Origin of the sequence: Streptomyces tailanensis (assembly GCF_008386495.1) — a bacterium.
Classification (GTDB): Bacteria; Actinomycetota; Actinomycetes; order Streptomycetales; family Streptomycetaceae; genus Streptomyces; species Streptomyces tailanensis.
The window spans coordinates 1-21,358 of record NZ_VTHJ01000042.1; the positions used below are offsets into that span (position 1 = coordinate 1).

The 21,358-nt window shown below is 73.2% G+C and carries 11 protein-coding genes and 3 pseudogenes; 4 read left to right on the forward strand and 10 right to left on the reverse strand.

Translation table 11 applies throughout. The features are described from left to right. Window positions 1–189: glycine cleavage T C-terminal barrel domain-containing protein (locus tag F3T56_RS29150; protein WP_281291920.1), on the forward strand; the 189-nt coding region annotated here is incomplete at its 5' end. A 17-nt stretch (window positions 190–206) separates the two neighbouring features. Here F3T56_RS29150 and helR read toward each other — a convergent pair. Then, window positions 207–2,399 (reverse strand): RNA polymerase recycling motor ATPase HelR, encoded by a 2,193-nt coding sequence (gene helR, locus F3T56_RS29155; RefSeq protein ID WP_149828359.1) that lies wholly within the window; start codon window positions 2,397–2,399, stop codon window positions 207–209. A 337-nt stretch (window positions 2,400–2,736) separates the two neighbouring features. Between helR and F3T56_RS48305 the strand changes: the two are divergent. Next, window positions 2,737–3,015 (forward strand): annotated as a pseudogene (locus F3T56_RS48305) (2-oxoglutarate and iron-dependent oxygenase domain-containing protein); the annotation flags it as partial. A gap of 38 nt (window positions 3,016–3,053) precedes the next feature. Here the strand turns inward: F3T56_RS48305 and F3T56_RS48310 are convergent. Further along, window positions 3,054–4,139 (reverse strand): acyl-CoA dehydrogenase family protein, encoded by a 1,086-nt coding sequence (locus F3T56_RS48310; RefSeq protein WP_246203984.1) that lies wholly within the window; start codon window positions 4,137–4,139, stop codon window positions 3,054–3,056. Between the two features lie 589 nt (window positions 4,140–4,728). Between F3T56_RS48310 and F3T56_RS29170 the strand changes: the two genes are divergently transcribed. After that, window positions 4,729–5,586 carry a LuxR C-terminal-related transcriptional regulator gene (locus F3T56_RS29170; RefSeq protein WP_149828360.1) on the forward strand — a complete coding sequence of 286 codons (858 nt, stop codon included), beginning with the start codon at window positions 4,729–4,731 and terminating at the stop codon, window positions 5,584–5,586. Window positions 5,587–5,650: 64 nt separating this feature from the next. Here the strand turns inward: F3T56_RS29170 and F3T56_RS29175 are convergent, their stop codons facing one another. The 8 genes and pseudogenes from F3T56_RS29175 to F3T56_RS48325 form a co-directional block, all read right to left on the reverse strand. After that, window positions 5,651–7,624, reverse strand: coding sequence for an SWIM zinc finger family protein (locus F3T56_RS29175; RefSeq protein ID WP_149828361.1), 1,974 nt, complete (start codon window positions 7,622–7,624; stop codon window positions 5,651–5,653). Then, on the reverse strand, window positions 7,621–11,517 hold the full coding sequence (locus tag F3T56_RS29180) for a vWA domain-containing protein (RefSeq protein ID WP_149828362.1): 3,897 nt from the start codon (window positions 11,515–11,517) through the stop codon (window positions 7,621–7,623). The genes F3T56_RS29175 and F3T56_RS29180 overlap by 4 nt, the downstream gene beginning before the upstream one ends. Further along, window positions 11,514–12,686: an ATP-binding protein gene (locus tag F3T56_RS29185; protein ID WP_149828363.1), complete on the reverse strand. Its 1,173-nt coding sequence runs from the start codon at window positions 12,684–12,686 to the stop codon at window positions 11,514–11,516. The genes F3T56_RS29180 and F3T56_RS29185 overlap by 4 nt, the downstream gene beginning before the upstream one ends. A gap of 112 nt (window positions 12,687–12,798) precedes the next feature. Further along, window positions 12,799–17,709 carry a DNA-binding protein gene (locus tag F3T56_RS29190; protein WP_172639190.1) on the reverse strand — a complete coding sequence of 1,637 codons (4,911 nt, stop codon included), beginning with the start codon at window positions 17,707–17,709 and terminating at the stop codon, window positions 12,799–12,801. Beyond that, on the reverse strand, window positions 17,706–18,572 hold the full coding sequence (locus F3T56_RS29195; protein WP_149828409.1) for a DUF4132 domain-containing protein: 867 nt from the start codon (window positions 18,570–18,572) through the stop codon (window positions 17,706–17,708). The genes F3T56_RS29190 and F3T56_RS29195 overlap by 4 nt, the downstream gene beginning before the upstream one ends. A 456-nt stretch (window positions 18,573–19,028) precedes the next feature. Next, on the reverse strand, window positions 19,029–19,310 hold the full coding sequence (locus F3T56_RS48315) for a hypothetical protein (protein ID WP_246203998.1): 282 nt from the start codon (window positions 19,308–19,310) through the stop codon (window positions 19,029–19,031). 58 nt (window positions 19,311–19,368) lie between these two features. Next, window positions 19,369–19,680, reverse strand: a pseudogene (locus F3T56_RS48320) (sugar phosphate isomerase/epimerase family protein); the annotation flags it as partial. 43 nt (window positions 19,681–19,723) lie between these two features. Beyond that, window positions 19,724–20,047, reverse strand: a pseudogene (locus F3T56_RS48325) (sugar ABC transporter substrate-binding protein); the annotation flags it as partial. A 279-nt stretch (window positions 20,048–20,326) separates the two neighbouring features. Between F3T56_RS48325 and F3T56_RS29210 the strand changes: the two are divergent. Continuing rightward, window positions 20,327–21,358: a LacI family DNA-binding transcriptional regulator gene (locus F3T56_RS29210; RefSeq protein WP_246203986.1), complete on the forward strand. Its 1,032-nt coding sequence runs from the start codon at window positions 20,327–20,329 to the stop codon at window positions 21,356–21,358.

Sequence of the window (21,358 nt, forward strand, 5' to 3'; positions counted from 1 at the left end):
GCGGTCGGCTACATCACCAGCGCCGCCTACGGCTACACCATCGGCAAGGGCATCGCCTACGCCTGGCTGCCCACGGAACTCACCGCTCCGGGCACCACCGTGCAGATCGGCTACTTCGACCAGCGCGTCGAGGCCGTCGTGGCCGAAGAGCCGCTGTTCGACCCGACGATGTCCCGTCTCCGCGGCTGAGCGGCGCCCGGTCGGTGTCAGGGGCTCGTGAGGATGACGAGTCGCTGGGTCGCTCGGGTCATCGCGACATAGCGGTCGACCGCTCCCTCGATGCCCGTGCCGAAGTTGTCCGGGTCGCCGAGGACGACCAGGTCGAATTCGAGGCCCTTCGACAGTTCCGGGGTCAGTGACCGGACGCGGGGCGTCGTCGGCCGGAAGGTGGGATCGCCGATGACGCAGGCGATTCCGTCGGCGTGTGCGGTGAGCCAGCCGTCGAGGATCGCGTGCAGGTCCGAGGCGGGTCCGTGGACGACGGCGACGCCGCCGGTACGGATGGAGGTGGGGACGTTGGCGTCCGGGAGCGCGGCCCGGATGACCGGCTCGGCCGCCGCCATGATCTCTTCCGGCGTCCGGTAGTTGATGCTCAGGGAGGCCAGGTCGATCCGGTCGAGCCCGATGCGTTCGAGCCGTTCCCGCCACGACTCGGTGAACCCGTGCCGGGCCTGGGCGCGGTCCCCGACGATGGTGAAGCTCCGGGACGGGCAGCGCAGCAGCAGCATCTGCCACTCCGCGTCGGTCAGTTCCTGTGCCTCGTCGACGACGACGTGCGCGAACGGGCCGGCCAGGAGGTCCGGGTCGGCGGTGGCCAGTTCGGCCTCGTTCACCAGGCTGACCTGGGCGTCCTCGCCGCGCAACATCCTCACCAGACCTTCGCCGTCGTCACCGTCGGCGCCGGAGTCGGCCACGGCATCGATCAGGGTGTCGACGACCCGGGCCATGTGCTCGCGCTGGGCGGCGAGGGCGGCTTCCTGACGGCGCTTGCGCCGCGCCGTCTCCGGGTCGCCGAGCCGTTGCCGGGCCGCGTCCAGGAGCGGCAGGTCGGACACCGTCCAGGCCTGGGCGTCCGCGCGCTGGAGCCGCTGAACATCGTCGCGGCCGAGCCAAGGCGCGCACATCCGCAGGTAGGCGGGTACCGACCACAGGTCCGAGACGAGGTCGGCCGCTTCGAGCAGCGGCCACGCGCGGTTGAAGGCCGTGAGCAGTTCCCTGTTCTGCCGCAGCGACTTGCGGAGCAGGCCGGCCGGGACCTCACCACCATCCGCCGTGGTGTCGCCCTCGTGCTTGTCGACCAGGATCGTGAGCAGCTCCTCCCAGACCTGGCCGCGTGCTTCGTTGTGCGGCGTACCGGGTTCTGCCGCCTCGAACGCCGCGGCCCAGTCGCCGGCGCCCAGCCAGACATCGGACCAGTGGGTCGTGACCGTCATCCCCTCAGTGGGCGGCTCCTCGTAGAACCTGACGGCCTTTTCGATCGCCTTCACCATCTCGGCGGACGACTTCAGACGGGCCACCTCCGGGTCGGCCTCGATCGTGGCCTCCGCTCCCTCGGCGACCAGGTCCCGCAGGGTGCAGGTCTGTACGCCCTCCTCGCCGAGGCTGGGGAGGACGTCGGCGACGTAGTCCAGGTACGGCCGGTGCGGGCCGACGAACAGCACGCCGCCCCGGCGGTGCCCGAGCCGGGGGTCGGAGTAGAGGAGGTACGCGGAGCGGTGCAGGGCGACGACGGTCTTGCCCGTACCCGGGCCGCCGTCGACCACGAGGGCACCGCGTGATCCCGCGCGGATGATGGCGTCCTGGTCGGCCTGGATGGTCCCGAGCACGTCCCGCATCCGGGCCGAACGGTCGCCGCCCAGGCTGGCGATGAAGGCGGACTGGTCGTCGAGCGCGGCGTGCCCGACGAACGCGTCCGAGGTGAACACCTCGTCCCAGTAGTCGCCGATCCGGCCGCCTGTCCAGCGGTACCTGCGGCGGCTCGCCAGTCCCATCGGGTCGGCATGGGTAGCACCGAAGAACGGCTCGGCCGCGGGGGAGCGCCAGTCGACCAGCAGTTGACGGCCCGTGCTGTCCTTGAGGCCGAGTCGTCCGATGTACACGGGCTCGGGGTTGTCCGCGCCGACCATGTGGCCGAGGCAGAGGTCCAGGCCGAAGCGACGCAGTGCGCGCAGGCGCGCGGACAGCCGGTGGATCTCCGTGTCCCGGTCCATCGCCGCCCGGCCGATGCCGCCGGGCGCCTTGCGTTGGGCACCGAGGAGACCGGACACCTCGGCGATGGTCTGCTCCAGGCACTCGGCGACGGCCGCGAAGTGCTGCTCGTCACCGGCGATCAGCGCCGGGTCCGCCTTGGCGGCGAGGCGGTCGGGAAGGGCGAACACGCTGGTGGTCAGCGAGGTCAAGTCAAGAGCTCCGATCTGAGATCGCCTGCGACATTTCCGCAGGTCCTGGCCTAGGCCGGTAATTCTGCGGTACGACCGGGGCCTTGCCGCAAGCCCCCCTGTGTGCTATAGGTTGAGAGTGGCAAGGAGAGAGTGACCTCCTTGCCCTTTCTCTTTGTCGGCCGCCCGCCCTTTTTGTCGACCACTCGCCCCGAACCTCGAAATGGCCCCCCTCACATGGGGGTAGTGGATTCTCCGCGCTCAGTTCATGGTTATGGGCATGGCAGAATTGCAAACCTTCGTACTGCCTTCCATCGTTGAAGGCAGTGACACCGACGAAGCATTGGGCTAGGCGCTCATCGCCGCCTGGCAAGCCGACGGAATCTTCCAGATTCAGGCCACTCCTGAACAAGAATCCGTCACCGAGCGGGCTCTCGAAGCGTCCCGGGACTTCTTCAGCCGTCCGCTCAAGGAGAAGGCCGGGCATGTATCCGACCTCACCTACAGCGGATATGTCGCGTCCGGCGAGGAGGAGACGGCCGGGGAGAAGGACGGCTCGGAGATATTCACCGTCTGCCCCGACATTCCGGAGGACGATCCGCGCGTCCAAGCCACCTGGCCGTGCCACGGCCCCGCCCCCTGGCCGTCGGACCGGTACACCGCGGCCATGAAGGACTACATGGGCGCCGTCGGCGGCATCGGCCAACGCCTGCTCCGGCTGACCGCTCTGGGCCTAGGCCTGGACGACATGGAGCACTTCACGCGGCTCACCGACGACGGCTGGCACCACATGCGGGTGCTGCGCTTCCCGCCGGCGGACGCCACCTCGGAACAGTTGGAGTCGGTGAGGCGGGCGGCCAGTTGACAGATGGTGGTAGGGGGCCCCATCAGCGCGGTCGCGGAGAACTCGTGGATCACGCGTGCCGTGTAGTCCAGCGGGGCGGAGGCCAGGGGCAGGTGCACGTTCGGCACCGACGACACCTGCAGGCACAGCACGTTGAACAGGAAGCTGGCGTAGAGCTCACCGGCGTAGAAGAGGTTGGCGACCCGGTCGCCGGGGCGCAGTCCGGCCTGGGCGAAGCCGTTGCCATGCAGTCGGCTCATGGCCAGCAGTTCCCGCCGGGTGTAGACGGAGAGCTTGGGCTCGGTGGTGGTGCCACCGGACTTGAAGACGATGCCGTCGGTGAGCGGGCCGGTGAGCACCCGGCTGTCGTGGGCGGTGTTCGCCGCCCAGAAGTCGGAGTGGTCGAGGACGGGCAGGTCCTCGATGTGGACCGGCCCGGGCGGGAGGGCGGCGTACAGGTCGCGGTAGAAGGGTGAGTGCCGACGGGGTAAGCGCTCCGCGACGGTCGCGATGCGCCGGGGGTCGGAACCGGCTTCGGGTTCGGTGACGGCTCTGGCGCCGAAGCGCTCACCGCGGTTCTCCGGGATGAGATGGCGCTCGCGCTGTTCGGGGGTGGACGCGATCAGGGCGGCGGCGGTCGGCCTCCACACCGCGGCCCACAGTCCGTTGGTGAGGGTGCCCAGTTGCTCTTCCACGGTCACCTGTTCGATCCAGCTCAGGCCCGCGCCTCCCCACTCGACCGGCGCGTTCATCGCCTGCAGGCCGCTGGCCAGTACCGTCCGGCGGAGGGCGGCCCGACTCTCCGGGCTGAGCCCGTTGTCGGCCTCGCATTCGTCCTCGTAGACCGCGATTTTCCGGGCGAGTTCGACAGCGGTTTCCCTGAGTTGGGCGAGACGGGGAGAGTAGGAGAAATCCATGGGGTTCCTCTCGGGGTGCCTCTTGTCGGGGCGCCTCTTGGGCCGTGCGGGATCGAAGCTGCTGGGTACACACCACGGCTCCGCGTCCGGCGGGCCTTGAGTCGGAGGGGTGGCGCGGGGCTCGTACCCCTTGCCTGGGCGACATCGAGGGGTCCGGGTCGGCCGGCCCACCCTGGGCGGAGTTCCCGGCGGAATTCTTCACGCAGGGAACGAAGGGTCGTGCGGGCGGCGCGTCCCGGCCTGAGCTAGAGACGGCTTTTCGCTGGCACCACCATGGGGGAAACCGGGGCGCCGAGCTACCCCCGTCTGAGGGTAAAGCGGAGGGGATCGCTCCCTAAAAACCCGGTCAAACGGTGACGGGCGGCGTGATGTGCTGCCGGGCCCGATCGCCGGGCCCGACCGCTCGGCTGTGACTCTACGCGCATCGCCCCTCGCGGTGACTCAACGGTAACTGACGAATCGTCAACTATGGGGCTGCTGCGGGCTATTGACGCGGACGAGGCGCTTGCAGAACTGTTCTCCCGATGACGGGGGCAGCCGCAGCGACGTGTTCCACACACTGCCGGCCAGGTAAGGAGTCGACCCGGTCATGCTTCCGGCGGAGGGCAGCAAAGAGGCCGCGGCCACCCGTGCCGCGGTCCTGACGCTGCGCAGGGAAAGCGGTATGCCCGTCGCCGGTGCGGCCTGGGTCGTCGGACCACGGCAGCTGCGGATCAGCGAGACGAGCGGGGTGAAGTCGCGGTACCGCCGTGGGGCGCCCGTGTCGGCCGGGACCGGACTGATCGGCAAGGTGCTCACGACGAATCGGCTCGCGGCGGTGAGCGACTACCAGGCGGCCCCCCAGATCAGCCATGAGTGCGACTCCTTCGTCGCGGCGGAGGGCGTCAGAGCGATGGCGGCGGCCCCCGTGATCGTGGGGACCACCGTCCGAGCGGTCCTCTTCGTGGCATCGCGCGATGCCGTACGACTGGGCGACCGCGTACTCACAGCGGTGACGGAGGCGGCGCGCGACCTGGAGCAGTTCCTCGCCTCCCACGAGCAGGTCCACCGGCTGCTCTCGGAGGCCCGGGCCGCACGCGACAGCGCCGCGCCCCGCGACGGCGCGGCCCTGGAACGCGTCCACGAAGCCCATGCCGACCTGCTGCACCTGACCGCGACACTCGACGACGGTCACCTCAAGGAACGCTTCCACGAGGTGTGTTCCCTGCTGGAACAGGGCTGCTGTTCCGAGCGGACACCACCGGGGGAGCCGGCCCGTCTCTCGCCCCGGGAACTCGACGTCCTCGCCGCGGTCGCCGCCGGCTGCACCAACCCCGACATCTCCGACCGGCTCGACATCGGCCTGGAGACCGTGAAGGGCTACCTGCGCTCGGTGATGCGCAAGTTCGGCACCAGCACCCGCTTCGAGGCGGTCACCGCGGCCCGCTGGGCGGGGCTGCTGCCGTGAGCTGCCATGGAGACACGCGTGACCTGTCATGGAGACACGGTGGTCGGCCAAGCCGTCCTGGTGGTCAGGTGGCGGAGGCCGGTGGCTGCCAGGTGGCCCGGACCAAGGCCCGCTCGGTGGCGGCGAGGTAGACGGCCGCGGCGAGCCAGGCCCGTGCGTAGCGGTCCGGGTCGGGGTCGTCGATGCGGCCGAAGACGTCACGGGTACGGCGGTCGGCCTCGGCGGTGAGGGTGGTAGCCAGGTCAGCGGCCGCCTGGAACCCGCCGCGCCGCAGGGCTGCCCGGCCGCCCCGGTCGCCGTCGCGCGCCGGTTCGGCGACAACCCGGCGGCCTCCGGACACGGCGACCTCGACCAGTCGGCGCAGCCGCCACAGCGGGGCGTCCGCGAGCGGGTCCACCGGGACGCCGTCGAGGCAGGCCGGGGCGGGCAGGGCGTCCGGCAGAGCGTCCGGCGGCGGGAAGTGCGCGCCCTGGAGACGGTCGTAGCCCAGGTCGGCGTGGCCCTGCCAGTCCGCCGGCAGCCGCAGCGTCGTCTCGGCGTCCGGCACCGGGCCCACCGCGAGCGGGCGCAGCGCGGCGGCGCGGTCGGCGTCCAGGCGGCCGATCACGCGCAGCCGCAGACCGGGCCGGGAGGCGAGCTGACGGAAGTTGGCGGTATGGGCGAGGTCGGGATGGCCGTTGGCCGGTACCAGCCGCACCAGCGGGCCGTCCGAGGCCGGTTCCCCGGCAGGTCCCAGTTCACGGGCGAGCAACTGGTCCCCTGCCGCCCCCACAAGGACCAGGTCACAGCCGATCGGCTCACGCAGCGCCTGCTCGCCCCGCTCCGGGTCCGCTCCCGGAGCCCTCGTGAGCCGATCGGCGACGGCCTCGGCCAGGGGGCGGGCGAACAGGGCGGCGAGCGGGCCCGCCGTCCAGGGCAGACCGGCGACCGGAGTGGCCCGTACGCCCTTGCCGGAGCCGAGACGGCCGTCCGGGGAGAGCGTGGCACCTGAGATCAGCAGCCCGCCACGGGCGAGTTGGGCATGGTTGAGACTGCCCGAGCCGAGCGCGACCGTGGCCGTGGCGGCACCCCGGGCGCGGGCCGGACCGCCGGGCTTGACGTCGGCGAGGGAGAACCAGCGTCCGTCGTCGGAGACGACATGGGTGACGACACCGCCATAGCCGGTGGCCGCGATCACCGGCTCCCGGAACACCCCGTGGACCCGCAGGCTCCCGCCCGGCCGGTAACCGCGGCGGGCGGTACCGACGAGACCCGGATCAGGGTCCGCCGCTGCCAACAGGCCGGTGGTGAGGAGCAGTTCGCGCAGGCCCGTGACCAGGTCGGAGAGCCGGTGGCCGTCGTGGCGGGCCCGGGCACCGCGCAGTCCGCGTACGACCCGTAGGGCTGCCGCCTCGGCACGGTGCAGCCCGGCGAGCCGGGCCGAGTGCGCCGCCCGCAACAACTCCGCCTGCGGCACGGCGCCCGCGGCCGGCACCCCGGCGGCGAGCACGGCCGCGGTGGCGGTCCAGAGGGCGGTGGCGGCGGTTACCTGGGCCTTGGTGGGGGCGGTGGGTGTGGTGGGGCCAGGGTGTTCGGTGGAGTCGGCGGCGGTGGGAGCGGTGACCTCCGCTGCGCTGCTGCCTTCGCCGGCCTTGGAGTCGGGATCTCCTGCTGATACGGCGTCACCGTCGGCGCCGGCCGCCACGGTCGCCGGGGCGGTCGTCTCGCCCGCGTCGTCCGTCGCCTCCGGCGCGGCCATCGCCTCCGCGTCGGCCACCGGGCAGGTGCCCAGTACCGCGGCACGGTGCAGGCACCGGGGTGCGAGCAGACAACTGCACACCGCCTGCCCGGCGTCCGTGACCGCGCCCGAGGGACCGGGTGTGAGGGTGACCTCGGCGTCCTCGCCGCACCGGATGCGCAGGACACCGCCGTCGAGGGTGACGGGCACGGCCGCGTACGACTCGATCGCGGCGTCCAGCTTCTTGCGCAGCCGGGAGGTCAGGCTCTCGACGGCGGTGGCGACCACCTCGGGTGCCACCGGGGGCAGTTCGGCGTTCATCGGGTCTCTCCGCGGAGGCGATCGCCCACCCAGCGGGCGAGGGCGAGGGGACTGAGGGCGGCGACGGGCATACCGGCCGCGACGAGCTGTTGGGCGACGGGCACCGAGTAGCGCGGCGTACCGGTGTCGTCCAGAGCGGCACAGCCCATCAGGTGCACCCCGGAGCTCGCGAGGGCCCGTACTTCGCCGAGGAGCCCGCCCAGCGGGTAGCCCTCCTCGAAGTCGCTCACCACGACCACGAGGGTCCGGCTGGGTACGGTCACCAGGGACCGGGCGTGCGCGAGCCCGGCCGCGATGTGCGTGCCGCCGCCGACCCGTACCTCCAGGAGCAGCGACAGCGGGTCGTCCACCCGGTCCGTCAGGTCGATCACGTCGGTCGAGAACGCGAGGAAGTGGGTGGACAGGGTGGGCACTCCACCCAGGACGGCCGCCGTCAGCGCCGACCAGATGACGGACGCCTCCATCGACCCCGACACGTCGACCACCAGGATCAACCGCCAGTCCGCCTCCTTGCGGGAGCGGGTGCTGAACACCGGCCGCTCCGGTACGACCACGGTCCTGCCGTCGGCCGTCCGGCGCGTGTGCGCCAGGTTGGCGCGCAGCGTGCGCGGCAGGTCGAGCCGACCGCCGGGACGGCGGGTCGGGCGCGGCGTGGCCAGACCCGTCAGGGCCGGGCGCATACGGGTGGCGAGCTCCTTCGCCAACTCGTCGACGAGACGGCGGACGAGCGGGCGCAGCTTGGCCAGTTGCTGTTCGGGCATCCCGCCGGCCAGGGACAGCACGGAGGTCAGCAGATCGACCGACGGACGGACCGCCTTGGGGTCGAGCTCGGCCAGTACGTCCGTACGGCCGTGATCGGCGGCCCGCGCCAGTACCTCCTCGCGGACCTCCGCGCCGAACAACGCGTCCAACTCCTCGGCCCACTCGCGGGCCGTCGGGAACGAAGCCTCCTGGCCGCCGCCCTGGCCCTGACCGCCACCCCGGCCGAGGTCCGAGGAACCCTCGCCCCGGCCGGTGCCGTACAGCTCGTCGAGCGCGTGCGCGTAACGGCGGGCGCCCTGAGGGAGCTTCTCGCTCTCCCTCCCGAGCAGCAGCCGCCAGCGGTCGGTGGGGGAGAGGAGGAGGGCGGAGGGGGCCGTGGACACATCCGTGGGGTGGTGTGCCGTCGGGGGCGCCGGAACGGCACGGTCGGGGGCTCCGGCCGGGTTCACCTCATCGGCGGCCTCTCCGGCCTCGGCACCCCCGGTGATCGCGGGGCTCTCCGCCCCCCTGGTCTCGGCCTGCCCCGCCGTGTCGTTCATCCGCACCGGCAGCCGCAGGGCGTCGACCGCCGCGAGGCCCGCCGTGTCCGCGGCCGTCCACAGGGCGAGGAGTGCCGGTGAGGCGGCGAGTGACAGGTCGAGGCGGTCGCCGAGGCGCTCGGTGACGGTGTTCAGGAGGCGGTCGCGGCCGGCCGGGCTGAGCGTGTCGAAGCCGCCGCGCAGCGCGGGCAGCCGGTCCAGGAACCCCTGGTCGGTCAGCGTGTCGACCCGGTCGAGCAGCGGGTCCAGCGCGGTCGGCGCCGACTGGAGCAGCGGGGCGGCACCGCTGAGCAGCCCGGTGAGCCGGCGGCACAGCGCCCGGCGGCCGTCGGGGCCGGTGGCGGTGTCGATCCAGCCGGCGGCACGCGCGCCGAGGGTGTCGGCGTCGTCGAGGTCGAGCAGGACCCGGGCGGCCAGGGCGGCACCCTGGACGAGCGGGGAGCCGGTACGGGCGAGGGCGCCCAGGGCGTCGTCCATCCGCAGACCCAGGCGGTGTTCACCGGCCCGCGAGGCCAGCCCGATGAGCGCGGCCGCGTCCTCCGGCTCGTCGCTGCCCGCCAGGCCCGGCAGCGCCCGGACCGCCGCCTCCAGCAGGTCGGCGGCCAGTTCGGTGGCCGCCTTCCTGCCCTCGGGCGTGGTGCCGGGGAGGTGCCCCCGGCGCAGCGCCTCCAACAGGTCGAGCGCTTCGAGGAGTTCGGGGAGCGTGGCGGCGGCCGGGAGCACGGCCGCGGCGTCGGCCAGGCGCTCGGCGACCAGCGCGGGCAGGTCGCAGCGGGCGGCCGCCCGAAGCCCGGCGAGGACGAGCGCACAGGTGGGTCCGTCCTCCGCCGACTCCCGGCGGAAGGTCTCCCGCAGGGTGCCCTCGGCGGCCAGGGCGGCCGTCACACCCCGTGTCCCGGCCAGGTCGAGCCGTACGGGAACGGCCGGTGTCCACGACAGCCGCCACCGGGTGGTGAGCGCGGCCCCGTCGCCCGTGCCGGCCACCGCCACGGCCTCGCCGTAGCCCGCGCCGCACACCTCGAGACGCTGGAGCAGGATCTCGCGGCGGCCGTCGAGGGCGGAGCGGAGCGGGTCGAGCCGGACCTCGCGGGAACCGGAGTCGTCCGGGCCCGGCAGCCGCAGCGCGGTCAGCTCCGACTCCACGGACGGGCCGAGCCCCGAACGCGGTGTGCCCGGCGCGATCCGGCCTCGGTCCGTGCCGACCAGGACCACCTCGAGCGCCCGCGCGAGGGCCCGGCCACGGCCGAGCGGCTCGCCCTGCCCCAGCACCGTCGTCAGCGCCTCCAGCACTTCGCCCCGCCCCGGGGCCGTGAGCCCCCGAATCCGGGCCAGGTCGCACGCCATCCGCAGGGTCTCGGCGGCCTCACCGGTCCCCGCGGTGTGCCCGGCCGCGCGCAGCTCCCGGCACACATCGGTGATCGCCCGCGCGGCGGCGCCGTGCAGCGACTCGGGGTCCCCACCGGCCGCGAACACCGCCTGCTGCCAGCGAGGGTCTCGGATGCCCGCGGGGTAGCCGGACCGGGAGTCCAGCAGATCGAAGGCGTACGGCACGAGCGAGGTGACCACGGGCGGGTACCCCTCGACGACGGATTCCCCGACCGCCGACGCCGAGCCCGATGCCTCGCCACCCGCGCGCGGCCCCGGAACCACAACCTCCGCCCCGGCGAGGTCTGCGTCGACCGCCTTCGCCCTCGCGCGGTCCGCGTCGACACCTTCCGCCACGCCATCTTCCGCCCCGGCGCCGACCGTTCCGGCACTGTGCGTCCCCGCACCCTCCGCTCCGGCCCCGTCCGTCAACGCCGGGGCGTGGAACGCCCCGACGACGGCCGCGACCCTGCGCCCACCCGCCCCGGCACGGGCGATCGTGTCGCGCATGTGGGCCTCGCGGGCCAGGTCCACCGGCGGCACGCCGCCCGCCGACTCCGCGTCGCGACGCAGTGCCCACCCCACGCCGAGCGCGGCGCGGCGGATCGCCTCGGGCGTGCAGCCGGGGGCGAGAACCTCCACGCAGCGGTCCCACAGGTCGTCGCCGTCACGGCCACTCCCGGCGGCGGCGAGCGCGTCCGCGAAGGCGGTGGACGGGGCGACAGCGGTGGCGCCGGCCACCGCGCTCCGCGTGTCGTCCATCGTCGCGGGTGCGGGTGCGGGTGCGGGTGCGGGTGCGGGTGCGGGTGCGGGTGCGGGTGCGGGTGCGGGGCCATTCCCCGGAGCAGCCATCAGCACCTGCGCGTTCCACCGCGGATCGCCCATCGGCAGGTCGCAGCACACGACCTCCGCACCCCGCCCCCGTGCCCAGCGGATCGCGGCGAGTTCGGGGGAGAAGTCGGCGAAGGGGTAGAAGCCGAGCCGCCCGTTCTCACCGGCCCCGGCCAGCGCGACCGGGGCGAGCGTGCCCGGGTCGGCCACATGCGGGAGCCACGGCTGGAAGTCGGCCGGCAGCTCCACGCAGACGACCTCCGCGCCCGAGGCGTCCAGCAGGGCGGGCACGGCCGTGGCGAGGGCCGGGCTGTGGTGCCGTACACCCAGCAGATACGGCACCGTGGCGTCGGCGAGGGCCGTGACGGCCGCCCGGGGGTCCTGAGCGAGCGTCACCGGAGGCTCTCCCGCAGGTCCCAGAGGCGGCGCCACATCGCCGAGCCGTCCTCGGCGCGGCGGCGGACCGGGCCGTCCCAGTAGCCGAGCAGACGGGCATGGTCGGCCGGGTCGTCCTTGTGGACCACGCCCAGGAGGTGGCCGGGGACGAGGTCGAGGGCGTCCCCGCCGGGCAGGTAGGCGGCGGCGACCCCGAGGGACGCGGCGACCTGGACGGCCTCGGCGGTGGACATCACCGTGCCGGGCCGCTCCACGTCCCAGCCCTCGGCGGACCGTCCGGCGCGCAGATCGCGGAAGACGGTGACCAGCACGTCGAGCACGGCGTCGTCGACGCCGAACGCCGCGCCCGCCCGCTCGACGGCCGCCGTGGCCTGCCGCTTGACGAGCGCGGTCTCGGCGTCGACGTCCGCGATCGGATGCACGGTCTCGAAGTTGAAGCGGCGCTTGAGCGCGGCGGACATCTCCGAGACACCACGGTCGCGCAGGTTGGCCGTGGCGATGACGGTGAACCCGGGCGCCGCCGCGACCTGGGCGTCGTCCGTGCCGGACAGCTCGGGCACGCTCACCCGCCGGTCGGACAGGATCGACACCAGGGCGTCCTGCACCTCGGGCAGACAGCGGGTGATCTCCTCGACCCGCGCCACCCGTCCGGAACGCATGGCGCCGAGGACGGGAGAGTCGACCAGCGCCTGCGGGGTCGGGCCCTGGGCGAGCAGCAGGGCGTAGTTCCAGCCGTAGCGGAAGGCGTCCTCGGTCGTACCGGCGGTGCCCTGCACGGTGAGCGCGCTGGTGCCGCAGACTGCGGCCGACAGCAACTCGGAGAGCATCGACTTGGCCGTGCCGGGCTCGCCGACGAGCAGCAGGCCGCGCTCACCGGCGAGGGTGACCACGCACCGCTCCACCAGGGCGCGTTCCCCGACGAACTTGGGGGTGATCACCAGCTTGTCGGGCAGTGTCTCGTGCGGCTTGGGCAGCTTCAGGCTCTCGCCGCCGCTGCCGCAGACGAACGTCACCACAGAACGCGGGGTCAGTCGCCAGCCGGGCGGACGGGGGCCCTCGTCCTGCGCGGCGAGGAAGGCGAGTTCGGTGGCGTGGCGCTCCTCCGCGGGCAGGGTCTGCCGGGCCGGACGGGCAGTCGCCGCCGTCGCCACCGTGTCTGTCGGGGTCATGGAAGTCCTTGCTGGATGGGTCGGTTGGTCTGCTGGACGGGTCGGTTGGTCTGTCTGTCGATCTGTCTGCTCGATCAGGGAGAAGGACGCCCGGGGTCGAGCGCCCCGTCCCTCAGCGGCGGCGGCCCCGCCGCACCTTCAGCTCCTCGAACCGGGGAGCGTCACCGTCCTGGACTCGCTGCCAGGCCCTGCGGTACAGCTCGGCGGCCGGCTCGGTCGGCACGATCACGCCAAGCGGCGCGTACTCGTCGCTCAGGAGGTCGCCGAACAGCGGCAGCTTCCATCGCTCCAGCGGGACCCGCGGCGCCTTCGTGTCCACCCAGGCGCCGGGCAGGAACAGCGAACGCCCCGCCCTGGTCCGGCCGGCCTCGACCACCAGGTCGCCCGCGGCCAGTTCGGCACGGGCCGTCTTGAGCCGGGCCGGCTTCCACCCCGTCCAGCGGGCTGTCATGCGGTCGGTCGGGTCGGGCATGGCGAGCAGCATCAGATAGAGCGTGGCGGCGTCCTCGCCCATGCTGTACTCCTTGGCCACCTCGGTCACCAGCTCCGGCACCGAGCGGCTCGGGTCCTGCGGCCACCAGGTGCCGTCCTTGCCCCGCTCGCCGGCGAGCGGGGCGCCCGGGTCGGCGAGGAGAGCCGCGAACCGCGGGGCGCGAACCAGCCGCAGCGCCACCTCGGCCGCATACGGCCGCTGGTCGTCGACGCGCAGCGCGGGCAGATACGGGTCGTGCCCGGCCGCGTCGAGCAGCGCGACCCGCAGGCCCGGCGACGGCTGGCTGTCGTGGGTGGCCAGGATGACGGCGCCGTACCGCTCGAAGCCCTGGCCGACCTCGGCCGGAGCGCCGGCGGTCTTCCGGAACGCCGGGAGGCTGATGTACCGGCCGAGGTCGAGCACCAGCCCGGGGTGGTCCAGCCGCTCGCGTACGGCGGTGAGCGCGGTGGGCAGCGCGGCCCGGAGCGGGTCGCCGGCCGGCAGACGGTGGGCGAGCCAGGCGGCCAGACCGACCGCGCCGACCAGTGTGTCCGCCGTGAACCCGACCGCGTTCCCGTCGACGGGCCGGACCCGGTCGCCGTTGACCGCCCACTCCAGGTCCCGGGTGAGCCGGGGCTCGCCGGCCGGGTCCAGCAGCGCGGGCAGCGCCTCCCGTACTTCCCACCGGGCGTGTTTGATCGCGCGGACCGCGTCGCCGAGCAACTCCTCGGGGACGGCCGTGCGCTTGCCGACCTTGCTGTTCCAGACCTCGGCCGCGGCGGCCACGTTCGGTCCCTCGGCCCACAGCCGGGCGGGGTCGGCGGGCAGCAGCGCGGCCACGACCGCGGCGCGGATGTCGCCGTCGACGCCGCGCAGTTCCTCCTTGGCGTCGGCCGCCGGGGCGGCCTTCACCCCGAGGGCGTTCCGCGCCTCCGTCGTCAGGAACGTCCGCTCGTAGACGTCGACCCGCGGCAGACCGGCCACGATCAGCCGGGCCATCGTCTCGGTGACACCGGTGAGGCGGGCGAACTCCCCGGCGGCCTCCGGGAACCAGGGCGCCGGACCCCGCGCGTCCAGCTCCGTGAGGAACGCGCCGAGCCGGCCCGCCTCCCCGTCCTCGCCGAGCGGGGACGACTTCCGGAGCGTGTACGGCTCGGGGACCTCGAACCGTCCGGACGGGTCGTGGAAGAAGCCGGTGAAGACGCAGCCGTCGCCGGCCTGGCGCATCCATTCGTGCTGTACGAGGGCGATGAACGCCCCCTCGCCCAGCGGCAGCAGCCCTCGCCACCGGCCCTCGCGCGACTCGCCCGACGGGCCGCGCAACAGGTCGGCCTCCAGGTGCAGTTCCACCGTGCGCCACCGCTCGGGCGCGGCGGTCGACCCCAGCCCCAGGGCGTCGAATTCGCCGAGCAGCGCGCGCAGCGCCTCCCGGTGCTGCTCGGAGGTGGTGCCGGCCGCCGCCCGGAACGCCAGGGCCGTGGCGCGATCGACCAGGGTCTCCAGGTCCGGCTGCCCCGAGGGCAGCCCGGGGCCGTCGTGGTGGAGGCGCACGGTCCGCCCCTCCGGTACAGGGGCGTCGGAGAGCCCGGCGGCCCGGCCCATCGCGCGCAGGGAGCGGAAGACGGTGGTGACCTCCTCGTCGCGGTTCCACCAGTAGCCGCCGACCACTCCGAGTCCGCTCAGCGCTTCGACGAGCACGACGTCCGGTGGCCCGACCGGACCTTCGTCGTCCAGCCCGCCTTCGAGGGCCCGGGTGAGCCGGGCCGCCGCCGCGTCGAGGACGGCCTGCTGACCGGCGGCGTGCCGGACGACTCCCGCGATGCCCGCGACGAGCGCGTCATGCGTGACCGGCAGCAGTGCTCGGATCGCGTCGGGCAGCGCCTTCTTGTCGTCCTGCGCGGCAGCCGCCAGCAGCGCCGCCGACGTGTCCCGGTCGATGCGCCGCAACGCCTCGGAGCCCTCCGGGTCGCGGGGCGTCATGCACTCCCAGTACTGCACCGGCGGCAGCAACAGCGTGCCCTCGCCGAAGACACCGGGCGTACGGTCGGTCTTGGCCACCGAGGTGACGACACCGTCGGTGTCGACGATTTGGAGCTGCCAGCCGTTGCGGACGACCGCGCGGGCCTGGTCGTCACCGGGGAACACCACCAGCGCGGACGGCCAGGCCATGTCGGCGGGCAGGGTGACGGTGTGTCCGGCGAGGTTCTGGGCGCGCCGGGAGCCGTCGGGCAGCCGCACGATGCGCAGGCCGACCAGCCCGTCCACGGGCGCGGAGGCCGGTGCGGGACCGGCCGTCGGCGAGGGGCCCAGCCAGCCGCCCTCGTAGGTGCTGCCCGCCGAGGCGTCGCGCAGGGCGTCCGAGAGGAACGCGGGCATGCTCATGCGTCCGCGCTCACCCGTGGCCGGGTCGTACTCGTACCAGCCGTGCGCCGCCCGGTCCTCGTTCTCCGTGTGCCACACCCAGTACGAGACACCGTCGGAGACCATCAACCGTTCCTCGGGGAGCCTGGTGTCTCCGGCGCGCAGGACACCGCCGCCGGTGGTCCGGCCGCCGCCGGGCAGGGGCAGGGTGATCGGGAAGTCGGCCCGGTACCAGTCCATCTGGGTGCCCCGGGTGCTCTGCGGGCCCTCAAGGCTCACAGCGCGGTCGGCGCGGGTGTGCCAGTAGCCGCGCAGGCCGTCGTCGCGGGACCGCCAGTAGACGAGCAGTTCGCCGTCCACGTGGTGGAAGCCCGGGTCGCCCCAGCGGTCGTTCGCCGGGATGCGCAGGTCGTGGGTGAGGACGGTGCCCTCGGCGCCGATCACCCGGGCCTGGGAGCCGCCCGCCACGACGAGGTGCGGCCAGGCGTCGGCGACGATCAGGTCCTCGACGTCGTTCTTCGGAACGAGCGTGGCGGCCGCGTCCTCCCAGGCGGGCCAGCCGAGTTCGTCGAAGAGACCGGCCTTCAGGGTGCGGGCCAGCACCGGCGCGAGGTCGGTGGCGACGGCCTCGCGGACCTCCTCCTCGGCCAGCGCCAGCGCCTCGGCGGGCAGCCACTTCAGCCGGGTCAGCGCGTCGGGCAACTGGGGCAGACCGACGACGGTGAACCGCCGGACCACTTCACGCACCCACTCCGCGAGCATCGGGCGCCCGCCCGGCGACGCCGCCAGCAGCCGGAGCGCCCGCAGACCGTGGACGTTGTCGCCGAGGTGGTCGGCACCCTTCCGGAATGCCTTGTGGAAACGGGAGTCGGCGGCCAGCGACAGCAGCTCGCGCTGCCCGTCGCCCTTGGCCCACGCGGCGAGCAGCAGCATGGAGTTCTTCCCGGGGGCCGCCACGGGCACGTCCAGCGACAGCAGCTGATCGAGCAGGTCGAGGTCGTCAGCGGCCTCCAACTCATCGCCGGACGCGGTGAGTCCGGCCCGAAGCACCTCGGTGGTCCGCTCCACCAGCGCGTACAGCTCCGGCAGCCGCTGGGATGAACAACGCGCCTCCTGACGGAACTTCAAGAACCGCTTGAGCCAGCCCGCCGTACCGTCGCTCGACCGCTCCTCCACGGGCAGCGACGTGTCCCACAGCCCCGCGAGGGCACCGGACGCCTCCAGCACCCCCAGCCACAGCGCGGGCATCGCGTCGTCCTCCACCGACGGGACGATGTCCAGCAGAGCGCCCCGCACCCGCGGCTCACGCCCGGCGAGCGCCACCAGGGCCGCACGGTGTCCCTTCCACCAGCCCGCCGCCGCCCGCAGCGTGGCCGGCAGACCCAGCAGCTCGGCCAGATACTCCTGCTCGGTGAGGTCGGCGTCCCGGCCGGCGGCGCGGGCCAGCTTGCGCAGGTCGTTCGCCATCTGCGCCGACGGCGGCAGACCACCCGCGGTGCGGCGCAGGCACAGCCGGGTGAAGCGCCGCAGAGCCTCCTCGGCGGGGACCCGCGCGGCCAGCTCCTTCGCGTACGCCGACAGCACCTTCACCGGGAGCGCGCCGGCCAGCGCGAACTCCAGGAACACGGCGTCCAACCGCTCCTCGTCCACCACCAGCCCGTGCTCGGCCTCGGCCTTGCGGGCGCGGGTGAACAACTGGGCCGCGTACGTGGCGTTCTCCTCGGCGAGGAACACGCGCCCGGCCTGCTCGTAGAACGTCGGCAGGAAGTGCGGCACCGATGCCGCCAGCCGCTCGCCGAGTTCCACGAAGGCGTCCATGGCCGCCTTCGGCTTCGACTTCGCCTGCCGGGCCGCTCGCTCCAACTCCGGTACGACGCCCAGCGCGCGGTGCCCGTCCTCCGGGTGGTGCACCAGCACCCACTCGGGGAACCCCAGCGACTGGCGCAGCCCGAGGCCCACCACGGCCGGCTCCGCGTCCCGCTCCAGACCGAGGAACCCGGCGGCCAGGTCCTCCGCCGCGCCCAGCTCCCCGGCCACCAGCCGCACCACCACCCGGTCGTCCAGGCCCGGGTGACGGTACGTCCGCGCCGTCAGCGGAACCGCCCGCTCCCCGGCTCCCTCGATGTCCGGCGGCAGCACCCCGCCCGCCGCCAGCAGCTCCTCGTACGACACCCGCGTCCCCCCGCTCATGCGTCCTTGCCCTCCTCGATCTCGCGCCCCGCGTACAGCGCCGCGGCCATCCGCATCCCCTCCGACCAGGCCACCGGGCCCACCTCGCGCAGCGGCAGGGCGCGGCCGTCCGGGTCCTGCCAGGTGAGGCCGCCGAGCTCCATCTCGCCGTCCCAGTACGGCTCCCCGATCCACACGGAGGCCTCCACCGTGCGCCCGCCGTCCCGCACCCGGGCCGTGGCGTAACCGCCGGACACCCGGTAGCCGAGTGACGAGGCGCGCGCGGCCAGGGCGAAGCGGGAACGGAACGAACCCCCGGTGAACTCCCGCACCTCGGTGGTCTTGGCGGCGAAGTCGTCCGGCCGCCGCCAGATCGCCCGGTGTATCTGCTCGACCCGCTGGACGATGCCCAGCTCGGCCGCGAACTCCCGCAGCTCCTCCAGGTCCGGCAGCAGCACCGGATGCGGCAGTGTCACCGTGCGCGGGGACAGCCGTACGGTCTCGCCGTCGAGGTTCACGATCCGCAGCTCGCCGGAGTCGGTGGCGCCCCGCAGGAAACCGACCTCGTCCGGGTCGTCACCGACCACCGCCAGGTCGCGCAGCGCGGACTGCCACGCCTCGTCCGGCCACACCCGGGCCAGCAGGCCGGTGGGCACGGGTAGTGACGACACCATCCAGGAGTCGACCTGCGCGACGCACGCCGCGGCATGCCGATCCAGCCACTCGGCGAACCTCCGCAGCCGGTCCACCTCCGGGTGGTCCTTGAGCGCGCGCGGCAGCGACTTCAACTGCCGCCCCGCCGACCGGCCCGAGGTGGCCCGTGCCGCCACCCGCCCCTCCACAAGGGCGACTTCATACCCGTCACCCGCCGACAGCCAACCCACGACCCCCGCCTTCCGCGTCAAGAGCACCATGAAGAAAGCACAGTTCAGCCGGGGAAATCCCGACCCAGCGCGATCATGTGCGAAACGCTATCGGCGACCACTGACAATCGGCCCGGCGCCCCCTGTGACAGTGCCCGCCCGGCGGGCCGTGCGGACGCGGCGACGAGCCGACACGCGAGGCGATCTTCCCGGCGTCCGGCAAGCCAAGCGCAGGAAGATCGCCGCCGCATCCGTAGATCTACGTAAAGAACTACGTACTACTGGCTGGTTACCGCCGATGGCGCACCGATGCGCGGAGTCACGCTCGGTACGCGCCGATGGACCGGGCACCCTCCGTGCGTGTCGCTCGGCTGAACCAGGGGGGCGGTTGGCGGCCGCCGGCCGGACCGTGGGCACCGAAGGGCTGGGCCCCGTACTCGCCGACCGGCGGGTACGGGGCCCAAGTACGCGAGTGGGTCAGAGGGCAGCCGCGGCGCTGTGGAGGTTCTTGGCGGCCAGGGCGAGTCCTTCGGTCTGGGAGTAGGCCGCGTCCTCGTGCTCGATGTTGACGGCCATGTCCGGGTCGATGTCGGCGAGGGCGCGCAGGAACTCGGTCCAGAACGGGACGTCGTTGCCTTCGCCGACGGCGACGAACTTCCAGGCGGGGTTCTCGGGCCAGGCGTTGCACCAGAAGCCGTAGCCGGTGGGCACCTTGCCGGGGGCGTCGGCGGGGACGCGGGTGAAGGAGATGTCCAGCACGCCCGCCCGGGCAGAGCGTGGCGTCCTTCGCCGCCGCGTGGAACACCAGCGGGCCCAGCCACTTGACGGAGGCGATGACGTCCATGCCCTGCCACATCAGGTGGGAGGGGTCCATCTCGGCGCCGACGTGCGTCGCGCCCGTCTCGTCGACGAGACGCTTGAGGGTGACGGGGGAGAAGACCACGTTGTGCGGGTGCATCTCGATGGCGACCTTGACGTCGTTGGCCCGCGCCAGCGCGTCGATCTCCTTCCAGAACGCGACCGCCACGCCCCACTGGTAGTCCAGGACGTCCATGTAGACGCCGTCCCACGGGTTCACCACCCAGGACGGGTACTTGGCGTCGGGGTCGGAGCCCGGGGTACCGGACATGGTGACCACGCGCTTGACGCCGAGGAGCCCGGCGAGCTGGATGGTCGATCGCGTTCCGGATCAGGGTCGCCTGGCCGCTCGCGCTCTCGTCGTTGGAGTAGATCAGCTCGACGTTGTCCTTGGCGGCGGCGGCCTCGGCGCCCTTGCGGATGATGTCCCAGAAGGTGTCGCCGGAGGGCGCGTGGGTGACCATCGCGATCTTCATACGGGGGGTGTCGGCCTTGCCGGCCGCGGCGGCGCTGCCGCCTTCCTCGGCTTCCTTCCCGCCGGAGCTGCTGGAACAGCCCGCGAGGACCAGGGCAGCAGCCGCGGCGACGCCCACGGCTGGGGCGATTCTGCGGGAACGGGAAAGGGATCTGCGGTTCATACTGCTTGCACCTCACTGTGCAACTGAGAGGGGAGTACGGATGACCGGCCACCGCCGCCCGGCCGTCGGATGGGCCGGAGTGGACGCGAACGGCCCCGGTGGGGGCGGCGCGAGCAGTACGGGTGGCTGCCGCGCGCTGAAGTGCTTCGATAGTGCCTCGAGATCACTTCGTTGGAACAACAGGACAATTTAAAGCGCTTTAAGTTCTGGTGCTATCAGCCTTGTTTCATGAGGGTGTCAAGGGTGTTGCACGAGGAGATTTGCCGCGGGGAGGCACAAGTGGGCGACGGCGAAACCGCGCGTCACCGGAACGGCACGCACAAACGCCCCCGGCTGGAGGATGTGGCCGCACGGGTCGGTCTGTCCACGGCGTCGGTGTCCCTGGTGCTGCGCGGCGCGCCCGGCCCGAGCGAGCGGACCCGGCAGCGCGTCCTGAAGGCGGCCGCCGATCTCGGTTACCAGGTGGACCGCACCGCCAGCACGCTCGCCAGCAGGCGCAGCCGACTGCTCGGCGTCCTGGTCGACATCCACAGCCCGTTCCATGCCGAACTGGTCGAGCATCTGCACACCGCGGCCGAGGAGGTCGGCTACGACCTCGTCCTGAGCACCCTCACCCGGTCCCGCGACGAGGCCACCGCGGTGGAGACCCTGCTGGCCTTCCGCAGCGAGGCGCTGATCCTGCTCGGCCCGACCTCACCCGGGGACACGCTCGCCGCCCTCGACAACAAGGCCCCCGTCATCGCCGTCGGCCGCCGGATCTCCGACGCCGGCCTGGACGTCGTACGCAGCGCCGACGACGACGGCGTCGGCCAGATCGTCGATCACCTGGTCGGACTCGGCCATCGCGAGCTCGTCTACGTCGACGGCGGCAAGGGTGCCATCGCCACCGACCGGCGCCGTGGCTACCGTACGGCCATGCGTCGCCACGGTCTGGACGACCGCATCCGGATCCTTGCCGGAGACAACACCGAGGCGGCCGGTGAGCGCGCCGTGCGGCATCTCCTCGACGGCAGGCGGCTGCCCACCGCGGTCGTCGCGTACAACGACCAGTGCGCCATCGGTGTGCTGACCGCCCTGTCCCGTGCGGGTGTCGCCGTCCCGGGCCAGGTGTCCGTGGCCGGTTACGACGACGACACGCTCTCCCGGCTGAGCTGCTTCAACCTGACCACCGTCAGCCAGAGCGCCCGGGAACAGGCCCAGCACGCGGTGACCGCCGCCGTAGAACGACTCGACCGCGACCGCACCGAACCCCGTGAGGTCGTCCTCACTCCCCACCTCGTCCTCCGCGGCACCACGGCCGCACCCGCCTGA

Coding starts and splice junctions, on each gene's coding strand:
- F3T56_RS29170 (WP_149828360.1), top strand. CDS start 4,729: ATGCTTCCGGCGGAGGGCAGCAAAGAGGCCGCGGCCACCCGTGCCGCG.
- F3T56_RS29175 (WP_149828361.1), bottom strand. CDS start 7,624: ATGAACGCCGAACTGCCCCCGGTGGCACCCGAGGTGGTCGCCACCGCC.
- F3T56_RS29190 (WP_172639190.1), bottom strand. CDS start 17,709: ATGAGCGGGGGGACGCGGGTGTCGTACGAGGAGCTGCTGGCGGCGGGC.
- F3T56_RS48310 (WP_246203984.1), bottom strand. CDS start 4,139: ATGGATTTCTCCTACTCTCCCCGTCTCGCCCAACTCAGGGAAACCGCT.
- F3T56_RS29185 (WP_149828363.1), bottom strand. CDS start 12,686: ATGACCCCGACAGACACGGTGGCGACGGCGGCGACTGCCCGTCCGGCC.